Annotated in this window: 10 protein-coding genes, 4 tRNA genes and 1 pseudogene; 10 read left to right on the top strand and 5 right to left on the bottom strand. The window is 56.9% G+C overall.

What is annotated here, in order from left to right:
• The 5 genes from ACIP0B_RS21430 to ACIP0B_RS21410 form a co-directional block, all read left to right on the top strand.
• On the top strand, positions 1-568 hold a 568-nt coding region (locus ACIP0B_RS21430), incomplete at its 5' end, for an ACT domain-containing protein (RefSeq protein ID WP_400835778.1).
• 185 nt (positions 569-753) lie between these two features.
• Positions 754-942, top strand: a complete 189-nt coding sequence (csrA, locus tag ACIP0B_RS21425; RefSeq protein WP_002554426.1) for a carbon storage regulator CsrA — start codon at positions 754-756, stop codon at positions 940-942.
• Positions 943-1,004: 62 nt separating this feature from the next.
• A tRNA-Ser gene (locus ACIP0B_RS21420) sits at positions 1,005-1,095 on the top strand.
• A gap of 107 nt (positions 1,096-1,202) precedes the next feature.
• A tRNA-Arg gene (locus tag ACIP0B_RS21415) sits at positions 1,203-1,279 on the top strand.
• A gap of 72 nt (positions 1,280-1,351) precedes the next feature.
• Positions 1,352-1,428 (top strand) — tRNA-Arg (locus tag ACIP0B_RS21410).
• 19 nt (positions 1,429-1,447) lie between these two features.
• Here the strand turns inward: ACIP0B_RS21410 and ACIP0B_RS21405 are convergent.
• Positions 1,448-1,966, bottom strand: coding sequence for a cell envelope protein SmpA (locus ACIP0B_RS21405; protein ID WP_400835776.1), 519 nt, complete (start codon positions 1,964-1,966; stop codon positions 1,448-1,450).
• A 321-nt stretch (positions 1,967-2,287) separates the two neighbouring features.
• Here ACIP0B_RS21405 and mgtE point away from each other — a divergent pair, with 321 nt between their 5' ends.
• A complete protein-coding gene (mgtE, locus tag ACIP0B_RS21400; RefSeq protein WP_400835774.1) occupies positions 2,288-3,730 on the top strand; it encodes a magnesium transporter in 1,443 nt (480 codons plus the stop codon).
• A 119-nt stretch (positions 3,731-3,849) separates the two neighbouring features.
• Here mgtE and ACIP0B_RS21395 read toward each other — a convergent pair whose 3' ends face one another.
• Positions 3,850-4,176: an Arc family DNA-binding protein gene (locus tag ACIP0B_RS21395; RefSeq protein ID WP_003178899.1), complete on the bottom strand. Its 327-nt coding sequence runs from the start codon at positions 4,174-4,176 to the stop codon at positions 3,850-3,852.
• A 388-nt stretch (positions 4,177-4,564) separates the two neighbouring features.
• Here ACIP0B_RS21395 and phnN point away from each other — a divergent pair, with 388 nt between their 5' ends.
• Positions 4,565-5,137 (top strand): phosphonate metabolism protein/1,5-bisphosphokinase (PRPP-forming) PhnN, encoded by a 573-nt coding sequence (gene phnN, locus ACIP0B_RS21390; RefSeq protein ID WP_400835772.1) that lies wholly within the window; start codon positions 4,565-4,567, stop codon positions 5,135-5,137.
• Here phnN and ACIP0B_RS21385 read toward each other — a convergent pair.
• Positions 5,112-5,291 carry a PA3371 family protein gene (locus ACIP0B_RS21385; RefSeq protein WP_400835770.1) on the bottom strand — a complete coding sequence of 60 codons (180 nt, stop codon included), beginning with the start codon at positions 5,289-5,291 and terminating at the stop codon, positions 5,112-5,114. The genes phnN and ACIP0B_RS21385 overlap by 26 nt on opposite strands.
• Before the next feature lie 18 nt (positions 5,292-5,309).
• Entirely contained in the window at positions 5,310-5,540 is a 231-nt protein-coding gene (locus ACIP0B_RS21380; RefSeq protein WP_400835768.1) for a hypothetical protein, read from the bottom strand.
• Between the two features lie 281 nt (positions 5,541-5,821).
• Here ACIP0B_RS21380 and ACIP0B_RS21375 point away from each other — a divergent pair.
• From ACIP0B_RS21375 to ACIP0B_RS21365, 3 genes and pseudogenes are all read left to right on the top strand, one after another.
• Positions 5,822-5,898 (top strand) — tRNA-Arg (locus ACIP0B_RS21375).
• Between the two features lie 286 nt (positions 5,899-6,184).
• Positions 6,185-6,593, top strand: a pseudogene (locus tag ACIP0B_RS21370) (transposase); the annotation flags it as partial.
• A gap of 64 nt (positions 6,594-6,657) precedes the next feature.
• On the top strand, positions 6,658-7,677 hold the full coding sequence (locus ACIP0B_RS21365; RefSeq protein WP_400835766.1) for a hypothetical protein: 1,020 nt from the start codon (positions 6,658-6,660) through the stop codon (positions 7,675-7,677).
• Positions 7,678-8,397: 720 nt separating this feature from the next.
• On the opposite strand, the gene ACIP0B_RS21360 is transcribed toward ACIP0B_RS21365, so the two are convergent.
• The gene (locus tag ACIP0B_RS21360; RefSeq protein ID WP_400835764.1) at positions 8,398-9,783 is read right to left on the bottom strand and encodes a lysozyme inhibitor LprI family protein; all 1,386 of its coding nucleotides are present in this window, start codon (positions 9,781-9,783) and stop codon (positions 8,398-8,400) included.
• Between the last annotated feature and the right edge of the window lie 210 nt (positions 9,784-9,993).

The raw sequence follows: 9,993 nt of genomic DNA, 5'->3' as shown, positions 1-9,993 counted from the left end.
CTTGAAGCTGTGCAGTACGCGCAGCTTCAAGGAGGGTCCGGGCACCCTCATTACTATTGATGAAGAGGAAACCATGGAACAGCCGATCATTTCCGGCATCGCCTTCAACCGCGATGAAGCCAAGCTGACCATCCGTGGCGTGCCAGACACCCCGGGCGTGGCGTTCAAGATTCTCGGCCCGATCAGTGCCGCGAACATCGAAGTCGACATGATCGTGCAGAACGTCGCGCACGATAACACCACCGACTTCACCTTCACCGTGCACCGCAACGACTACCAGGCCGCACAGACCGTGCTGGAAAACACCGCCCGCGAGATCGGTGCCCGTGAAGTGGTCGGCGACACCAAGATCGCCAAGGTCTCGATCGTCGGCGTCGGCATGCGTTCCCACGCAGGCGTGGCCAGCCGCATGTTCGAGTCCCTGGCCAAGGAAAGCATCAACATCCAGATGATCTCGACCTCGGAAATCAAAGTGTCCGTGGTGATCGAAGAGAAGTACCTGGAACTGGCCGTGCGCGCCCTGCACACGGCTTTCGAACTGGACGCGCCTGCCCGCCAGGGCGAGTGATGCGTCATCCGAAGGGCGCGGTCTGACCGCGCCCTTTATTTTTGAATGGCGCAAACGGGAAACTGTTCTTTTGCTTGCGCTGGTCAATACTCAGGCATGTAGGGCTACGATCGCTCCGGTTGTAGGTCGGGTGCCTTTTTTTTGCAGACTGTTGTCCCTGAACTGAAATGCGTGAGGAGAAAGGTATGCTGATTCTGACTCGTCGGTGCGCAGAAAGCCTGATTATCGGTGATGGCGAAATCACCGTGACCGTGCTCGGCGTCAAAGGAAATCAAGTGCGCATCGGCGTCAACGCCCCTAAAGAGGTGGCCGTGCACCGTGAGGAAATTTACCTGCGTATCAAGAAAGAGAAGGACGAAGAACCAAGCCATTAATTTTTATCGATTTTTATGTTTGCAAACGGGGAAGAAGGTGGTTAATATACGCCCCGTGTTGCGGAGAGCTGGCCGAGTGGCCGAAGGCGCTCCCCTGCTAAGGGAGTACACCTCACAAGGGTGTCGGGGGTTCGAATCCCCCGTTCTCCGCCATTATTTTCGTAGTTCGTTGTAATCTGGCTTTTTCGGTAAGTTGTTGAAAATACTAGAAAAAGTGCTTTACAAAAAGATTTAACGGTCTATAATGCGCGGCAACAAATGCACTCGTAGCTCAGCTGGATAGAGTACCCGGCTACGAACCGGGCGGTCACAGGTTCGAATCCTGTCGAGTGCACCATTTAAGAGTTGTTTATAGCGATATAAGTAACTCGGCTTCAACCAGTTGTGGTCTGGTCTAAAAACACAAAATGCACTCGTAGCTCAGCTGGATAGAGTACTCGGCTACGAACCGAGCGGTCACAGGTTCGAATCCTGTCGAGTGCACCATACACCAAAAAGCCCGCGTTTAACGCGGGCTTTTTGCCGTCTGGGATTTGGCTTTTCCCGTCACGCATCCTCTCTCATCAAAATCCACTTGCGCGCTGCGGCCCCGTTTTAGGTCGTAACGATAGGTCGTGGACGAATTGCGCTGGGTGATCTTGTCCGGCTTGCCCAGGGCGCTCTCGACATCCAGTTGGCTCATGCCGGTGATCACCCGCCGGTTGATGATCGCTTCGCGCCGTTGCCTGGCGTCGATCAGGTTCCCGCATTTGTCTTGTGTCCCGCCGACGATGGCGGGTTCGCGTCTTTTGGTTTGTTTGCCGGATGTTTCTTCATGGTGGGCCTCTGGCATCAAGGCCACGGCTGAGCCGGGCGAGTAGGGGCGAACCTCCTGATGTGCGAGGTGTTCGTCGTTCGCGCAGCTCAGGGTGGTGAAGGTGATCTGTCCGTTCTGGGCTTCGCAGCGATGGACTGTGATCGCCTCGGCGGCGGGCGGCAAGCAGAGCAGGGTGGTCAGAACGATCGGGGGCGTTTTCCTGGGCATTCGGCGTCCTCCATGACGGGTCACGTCCAAGGGTAGCCGCTGCATTTTCCGTCGCCGGTGTGTTTTCTTTTCAGGATGAGTCGTCGCAGTTCCATGGATCAGGGCAGTGCTCAGCTTTGTCTCGCAAGCGCTTGTTTCAGCCATGATTTTTTAACGTTTTAAACCGTCAGGCGGTGTATCATTGCGCCCGTCAGCCCCGCCGGGGCTTATGGAAAACCTCCATGGACTTACCCAGTAGTTGTTCAGTAACCCGTTTCACCAATCATGAATTGACTGATTGATCCTTCCGGCGTGCCCCGCTGCTGGGAGTGGAGTTCGCCTATGTCTGAAGTTGAAGTAAAGAAAACACAGGAAAGCCTGCAGGATCGCCTGGCTCAGGTCGTTGAGCTGCTGCAGCGCCAGAAGGTCGTCGAAGACCTGACCCACCGCCAGGAAGGCGCTCATCACGACCGGGTCGAGAACCTGGTTCACCGGCAAAACCTGGTCGAGCTGCAGCGCAAGCTCGATGACCTGCACTCCGCCGACGTCGCCTACATCCTTGAAGCCTTGCCGCTGGACGACCGTCTGACGCTCTGGCAACTGGTCAAGGCTGACCGCGACGGCGACATCCTTCTTGAAGTGTCCGATTCGGTCCGTGAGTCGCTGATCGCCGACATGGACGATCACGAGCTCCTGGCCGCCGCCAAGGAGCTGGACGCCGACGAACTTGCTGACCTGGCCTCCGAGCTGCCGCGAGACGTCGTCCATGAGCTGATGGAGTCCCTGGACAACCAGCAGCGCGAACGTGTGCGGTCGGCCCTGTCCTATGACGAGGAGCAGGTCGGCGCACTGATGGACTTCGAGATGGTGACCATCCGCGAGGACGTCAGCCTTGAGGTGGTGCTGCGTTACCTGCGTCGCCTGAAAGAGCTGCCGGGCCATACGGACAAGCTGTTCGTGGTCGATTACGACGGCGTGCTCAAGGGTGTGCTGCCGATCAAGCGTTTGCTGGTCAACGATCCGGAGAAGCAGGTTTCGGAAGTCATGGCCAGCGATCCGGTGAGTTTCCATCCGGACGAGGACGCCTACGACGCGGCCCAGGCGTTCGAGCGTTACGACTTGATCTCCGCCCCGGTGGTCGACAAGAACGACAAGCTGATCGGCCGTCTGACCATCGACGAAATGGTTGACCTGATCCGTGAGGAGAGCGAAAGCGAAGTCCTCAACATGGCGGGTCTGCGCGAAGAGGAAGACATCTTCGCTTCGGTCTGGAAGTCCCTGCGCAACCGTTGGGCCTGGCTGGCGATCAATCTGATCACCGCGTTCGTCGCCTCTCGGGTGATCGGCCTGTTCGAAGGTTCGATCGAGAAGCTGGTGGCGCTGGCGGCGTTGATGCCGATCGTGGCGGGCATCGGCGGCAACTCGGGCAACCAGACCATCACCATGATCGTGCGTGCCATGGCGCTCGACCAGGTCAGCACCGGCAACACCTCGCGCCTGATGCGCAAGGAACTGGCGGTGGCCTTGATCAACGGTTTGATCTGGGGCGGGGTGATCGGTGTGGTCGCTTACCTGCTGTACCACAGCTGGTCGCTCGGGGTGGTGATGACGGCCGCGATGACGCTGAACCTGCTGCTGGCGGCGCTGATGGGCGTGCTGATCCCGATGACGCTGGCGAAGATGGGGCGCGACCCGGCGATGGGCTCCAGCGTGATGATCACCGCGATGACCGACAGCGGTGGCTTCTTCATCTTCCTGGGGTTGGCGACGATCTTCCTGCTTTGACCGGACTCCAAGAAAAGCCCGCCGATTGGCGGGCTTTTTTTCGCCTGCGATAAGCGTTTGGCCAAATGCCGGGCAAAAAAAAGCCAGCATGCATGCTGGCTTGAGATGTTCTGTGTGGATCAGGATGCGTCAGCGGCCATTTCGGCGTCGTGGGCGATCAGTGATACCAATGCGTTCTGCTGGCGGTGGGAGAGCTGACGGAAGCGTTGCAGCAGTTCGCGTTCGTGCAGCGACAGCTCCGGGCTGTCCAGGCGCATGCTCAGCTCTTCGCCCAGTGCGCCTTCCTGAATGAGGCTCTGCTCAAGGCGGGCAATGATCTCGGAGTTCATGCTGCGGTGATGATTGCGTGCCACCTCGGCAATGCGTTCACGCATTCCGTCTGGCAGGCGAACGACGAACTTGTCAGCCGTGCGGCTGGAATAAATTGCCTGTTTCAATGGGCGCATATAGTTAACCGGTTAGTTCAGGGGAGCGGTTCTCGGAATTGGCCGCAGGATGAGTGGTAGGACAAGCACCCTCGCCAAATGGTTCAACCTGAATTGTTAAGAGGCCCGCATCATGCCTCAAAATTGCCAGATCCTTGGCGTCAATTCTGTGACAAATATTGATCTGGGTAAAGGCGTAATGCCAGCACCAATTATCAGAAATGCGGACTGGTTTGAAAAGATTGCCCGGTGCGCATCGCCGACCGCATCCCAATGCACGAGAGCGGGTGCCCAAAGGCGCCAGAACGTGCATGCTATGGGGCTTCGATCCTTGTTCCCTACCTGTTACAGGATAGTGGCAAATGGCCGATTTTCTAGGGGGAAACCTTTGCCGGAGGGCACTTTCAGGATGGACGGCAGGCTGATTTATCTGATGGGGCCATCCGGTTCGGGCAAAGACAGCCTGATCGACGCCGCGCGGGAACCGTTGCAGGCGCTCGGTTGCGAAGTGGCGCGGCGGGTGATCACCCGGTCGGCGGAATCAGCGGGTGAAGATGCGGTAGGCGTTACGCCCGAGGAGTTCGAGCGCCGCCGGGAAGCGGGAGACTTTGCCCTGTCATGGCAGGCCAACGGCCTGAGCTACGGCATCCCAGCCCAGATCGATCAATGGCTCAAGTCCGGGCGGCATGTGCTGGTCAACGGATCGCGCGGGCACCTGGCCCAGGCGCATGAGCGTTACCCAACGCTGCTGCCGGTGCTGCTGACGGTGCGGGATGAGGTGTTGCGCGAGCGGCTGCTCAGGCGGGGGCGGGAAAGCCTGGCGCAGATCGATGCGCGGCTGGCGCGCAATGCCTTGTTCATGGCCGGTGAATCGGTGGGGGATACGCCGGTCTATCGTCTCGACAATTCGGGGGCGCTGACGGACGCCGTATCCCGCTTGCTGGCGTGGGTGAGGCTCAGCGCAGTACCGGGTCGAACTTGATCTTGCGGCCGGCCACCAGCGCCAGCACGAACAGTACGGCGAACACGCCGCAGCCGATCAGCGGCAGGGAAACTTCCGTTTCCTCGAACAGCGAAAAATGCCCCGCGCCGCTCAACAGGGCGAGGATCAACAATCCCAAGGCCGATCTGGACATGCTGTACTCCTGAAAGATTTAGAACGCCAAGCGCTCGCTCGATTGCATCGGCAACGCCTGCCCGGAATCGTGGACTTCCTGCGGTGCAAAGCCCTGCCGATTGGTCAGCACCGCCCATTGCGGCGCTTTCTGAATCTGCAGGTAGTGCGGCATGCGCTGGGCCACCGGCGCGTCATCCTGGGGGCTGAAGTGAAACCCCAGCAGAACCGCGAGGGCGACTGCATTGGCGAGCAAGAGGGCGCTGTTCATGGACTGATCTCCGTTTGATCCATCGGGAACAAGCGAAGCAGTCGACGTGCCAATAGTCTAACTGCTGTTAAGTCCTTTAAAAACAAGCATTTAAAAGGGTCTTTCGGCGGCGCTTGCGTGCATTTCGCAAGGGTGGCGTTTGGGTGGGATGCAAAATGCACGACGAAAGCTCCGGCGACATTGCAAGGCGCCTGCCTACACTTAAAAAGCCCTACGGATGACATGACAAACAGGGACTTGGCCGTTAACATGCACGCCGTCCGTCACGACGGCAAACCCGTGTCCCAGTAGCTCAATTGGATAGAGCATCCCCCTCCTAAGGGGAAGGTTGGCAGTTCGAACCTGCCCTGGGACACCATACAATTCAAGGCCTCCAGCAATTTCTGTTTTTTCGCTTAGTGCTCATGGGCGCGCGGCGGGTACAGCGGGAATTTTATAGGCAGCAAAAAGCCCCATTGAGAAACGTTCTCGTGGGGCTTTTTCTTGTTAGCGTTTCAAGCGTCGAAAGTATCAATCCCACGCACCCCCACTTGATGCCGAACGCAGGTGGTCGGATTCGTGAAGGACATGCATCCTTGCTAGGCTCCGTCTGAAATCCCAGGAAGCTGAAATGGGCCCCCGGATCGGACTGGGTTTTTTACAGTCGCCGACTCCTCTCTGGCGGCCAAGCCAGTGACATCAGCTACGCCCAGCCTTGCTGGATGATGTCAGCATTCCGACAAGCCAACGTGGCCATCCATGCAAACGGTGCAAATGGCTGCAGGCTGACAAAGGCTACGACGCCGAAGCCCTTCGTCCGTACTGCGACCGATATCGGATGCACCGGTCATCCCGCTCCGCTCAATGAAACGCAAGCCCAAGCCCGGCTTACCGAGGCTGTTTGATCGCCCCAAATATCGACAGCGCAACATCATTGAGCGCATGTTCGGCTGGATAAAAGAGAACCGCCGAATCGTCACGCGCTTCGACAAGCTCGCAAAAAGTTATGCCGCGATGGTCTCGTTGGCTTGTGTCTTGCGGTGTATGCGACGGCCTTTTTCAGACAGAACCTAGTTTGTGGCTATAGTTATCGAGTTGCATATCGGTATGGGATTTTTCTATTCAAGGAGAGATTTTCATGAAGGTTAAGAATATTCTGATCCTGTCCCTTGGCGGGACAGGCAATGCACCCGTTGCCAGTGCGAAGGGTTTGTTTGATAAGTACTCTGCACGTCCAAATGTAAAATTTATTGCATGGTTTCATTTGCATAAGGAGGGAGGGAACTACACAAGGCGCCAATTGTATAGGAATCCTGATTCTGAGGTTGATGCATCTAAACTTCCTGAGTTTGCCTCGTTTGGTAATGCTGAGCTTGGAGCGATTGACGCAAAGGATTTTTATGAAGGGGCAAGGAAGGAAAAGGATGATTCAAATAAAGTAGTAACTGTCCCTGGAAAGATAGTTCCCCAGACGGGTGACAATGTGATATGGCCTGAGGGGAGTATGGGCGCAATAATAGTCGCCCATGGGAGTGTCTCCTCCGCGGGGACATTAAGCTCAACTCAGCTTGCCGATATGCTCTCAAAATTTCGTACTGCATATAAAGTTCCTTCGTTGAAAAAGATAGTTTTTGATGTTTGCTCAGTTGGAAGGGTTTCCGAGCATGTGGCTCCAAAAGTTCCTGTAGGCGATGATAGAAAGTTTTTTGTCGTTGATCGTGATGAGGATGGGGTTCCTAGGGAGTCTCCCGCTATTGAACTTGTTGCTGGTGGGAAATTGTCATTCCTTCAGGATTTTCTCTATAAATATGGTGAGCACTGTCGCCTTGCTGGGGAAGATGTGGATGTTAAGGTTGCTGGTTGGGATGAGGGTGTGTCCGTCTATCATCCTGATAATGAGCTAAATAGAAAGGTAGAACCGACCTCTATAAACAGAGATATTGTGGAGGGGCTAAAGGTGGGGCAGAAGTATCTGGCGGAGCGAAGTGGGGAAAGGCCGGGGTTGAATGATGTTAGTGTTCCTCTGTATAAATTGAAGTTAATAAATTCAGAGGTTAGAAATGAGCATAAGCGTATGTATAACTATGTAATAACCAGCGGTGTGCGTACGGTGACAGAATTGAGGTTGGATTGCTGGCATGACCTCGAGTTCGCGTAGCAGGGTGCTATCAAGGTTTCAGAGGGTGAAAATTCTAATTGAAGAGGAATCAGATTTGAGATCCAGTCGTCGCAAGGTTATCTACTAAACTTGCTCGGATTCTGAGGCCGAAATACTACTCATCTTGATAGTTCCCTACGGGAACGGGATTTCATTGGGGAGTTACCTGCAGTAGGAAATGTACGCAAAACTGAGTGCATCTCCCCAAGCCCTCGGCGCCGGATCGAATGCGATTGCTCGCCTAAACCAGCCAAGAGCACCCCGCTTATCGTGTTAAGGCGGTTCGAGCAACCGACACTGGATCGATTCACCAGAGACGCAGCTTTTTCTCAATCCACCAGCGCCGATCAGCACCTGGTGACTCGGCAGATGCGGCTATGACTCTCGCCGTCGACAGACGTCTGGGATGTTCCATCAGTGGTTGGGGCATCAAGGTTTCCACCAAAGGAGTCAACCTGCGGATCTGAAATCCAGATGCGAGCAAAAGTCCGCACATCTCTTCGGGGGGGGCTTTCATTGCAAGGTCGAAGCGAGGAAGCGTTCAACGCCGTCGATCATGCCCCTCAAGTCAGCGGCCGTGAACTCATCTGGCTTGCCATGGGCCATACCCCTCCTCAGGGGAGGGGCGGTTGGCAGTTCGACCTGCCCTGGGACACCATCCTTTCGAAAGCCCCGCGCAGAGCGATCTGGCGGGGCTTTTTCATGGTGTTTCGCCGGCCTTCAAAAGAGCCCGATCCCTTCTTCGGCCTTGCCGATCGTCGCGCTGACCTGGGTGGCTCGGCGCCGGCCGTTGACCGAGTAGCTCCGTTCCTGACCCTCAACCCCAGGTTTGCGCAGTGTGAGGAGTGCGGGCAATCCATCCTTTTCGCTGTAGCTGCCGAACCAGTTGTTCAGTCTGGCGATGTAGCACTCGTTGCCGATGGTCACCGGCATGTCCGTGACCGATTCGATGGCGTAGTAGCCCGCACCGAAGCTGTAGTAGTCGTCGTCGCCTTGCCCAGATGCAGGAATGGGGCAGAGCGGATCCGTGCCTTGCTTGAGTTGTTGGGGGTTGCCGGCGTTCGATTGGGTCAGGGCTTCGGTGAGTGCCGTTTGCAGGCCCGGTTCCAGCGTGTAGCTGGCGTTGCTGTCTTCCGTGTACTGGGTGGCGGGTACGGTCAATCGGTACTCGTAACGAACCGTCACGGTGGGGATCTGGCTGTTGATTTTCAGCGGGTTGAGCAGATAGAGCCGGTCGGTGCCGTAGGAGCCGTTGAGGTAGGCGAGATACATTCTTCCGCGAGACTCGATCCATTGTGCCGACTGGTTGGCGCCGCGATCATTGGTGGAGAACAGGGAGCTGCCGGCGCTCGCTTCGGGATCATAAGGGGCCAGTCGTCGTGTGAAGCGCGCGCCATCGCGATGGAACGTTTCAGAGAAGCTGAACAAGCCGGTGCCGCCGGTATAGGTGGAGACGAACAGATCCCGTTGGCCATCGCCGTCCAGGTCGATCAAGGTGTAAGTGGCCTGGCCTTGCTCCGCATCCGCTTCAAGGCCGGAGGCGTTCAGGGCTTTCCATTCATCCGGCGAGACCCCCTCGGGCCGGGCCTTGGGGAAGGTCGTTTGATCGTAGGCGTCCTCTTCGCTCGGATCGCCGGAGAACGAGGTTTCGTCTCTTTTGGCCGAGAGCGTGCCCAGTGCCCGTTCCAGCGCAAACTCCGGGTTGTCCTCGATCTTCTTGAGAACGCGCTGACGCAGATCCTCCATGACCTCCCGGTCGATGTCGTCGGGCTTGTAGGCGACGGCCTCGATCCACTGCGCGTGCAAGGCCTGCAAGCGATCCTGATACTGCTGGTGCAGGCAAGCGATGTCGTCGGTGCACTCGTCACGGGTCTTCAGCCATTGGCGCTGGGTCGACTTCAGTTCGGCCTGCGCCTGCGGAGCGGCTTTCATCAGTTCGCGGTAGGTCGATCCCATCTCCGCATCCAGCCCATACAGCGGCTTGTCCGCGCAAACCGCGTGTTCCACGACACTTTGCGCCTTCTCGCAATCCATGCCGTTTGCCCCAGCGGCCTGGGCGAACAACAGCGCACACGCCGACACAACACAGCTTCCCTTGATGAACACGATCAATCCCTTGCGGTTGGATGAAAAGAACAGCCGCGCAGAGTAATCCCGGCGCAAGGAATCTTGAAGCCCAGCTTCAAGAGAACCGCTGATCCGGCCGATAACCCTTGGGGTGACTGCGGAGTCGTGCGAAATCGCTTGATAGCATTTGGCCTGCCGTTATCATCTGCGCGCCTGCGCAAACCCTCGATCCGTCTTCTTCAATTGCCT

The sequence above is a fragment of the Pseudomonas sp. NPDC089534 genome, assembly GCF_044749305.1.
GTDB classification, from domain to species: Bacteria; Pseudomonadota; Gammaproteobacteria; order Pseudomonadales; family Pseudomonadaceae; genus Aquipseudomonas; species Aquipseudomonas ekonensis.
Note: the sequence above shows the minus strand (reverse complement) of the source record. Positions and strands in the feature narration are given on the sequence as shown.

Bases quoted from the DNA above. Each gene is read 5' to 3' on its own strand.
- csrA (WP_002554426.1), top strand. From the start codon at position 754: ATGCTGATTCTGACTCGTCGGTGCGCAGAAAGCCTGATTATCGGTGAT.
- ACIP0B_RS21405 (WP_400835776.1), bottom strand. From the start codon at position 1,966: ATGCCCAGGAAAACGCCCCCGATCGTTCTGACCACCCTGCTCTGCTTG.
- mgtE (WP_400835774.1), top strand. From the start codon at position 2,288: ATGTCTGAAGTTGAAGTAAAGAAAACACAGGAAAGCCTGCAGGATCGC.
- ACIP0B_RS21395 (WP_003178899.1), bottom strand. From the start codon at position 4,176: ATGCGCCCATTGAAACAGGCAATTTATTCCAGCCGCACGGCTGACAAG.
- phnN (WP_400835772.1), top strand. From the start codon at position 4,565: ATGGACGGCAGGCTGATTTATCTGATGGGGCCATCCGGTTCGGGCAAA.
- ACIP0B_RS21385 (WP_400835770.1), bottom strand. From the start codon at position 5,291: ATGTCCAGATCGGCCTTGGGATTGTTGATCCTCGCCCTGTTGAGCGGC.
- ACIP0B_RS21380 (WP_400835768.1), bottom strand. From the start codon at position 5,540: ATGAACAGCGCCCTCTTGCTCGCCAATGCAGTCGCCCTCGCGGTTCTG.
- ACIP0B_RS21365 (WP_400835766.1), top strand. From the start codon at position 6,658: ATGAAGGTTAAGAATATTCTGATCCTGTCCCTTGGCGGGACAGGCAAT.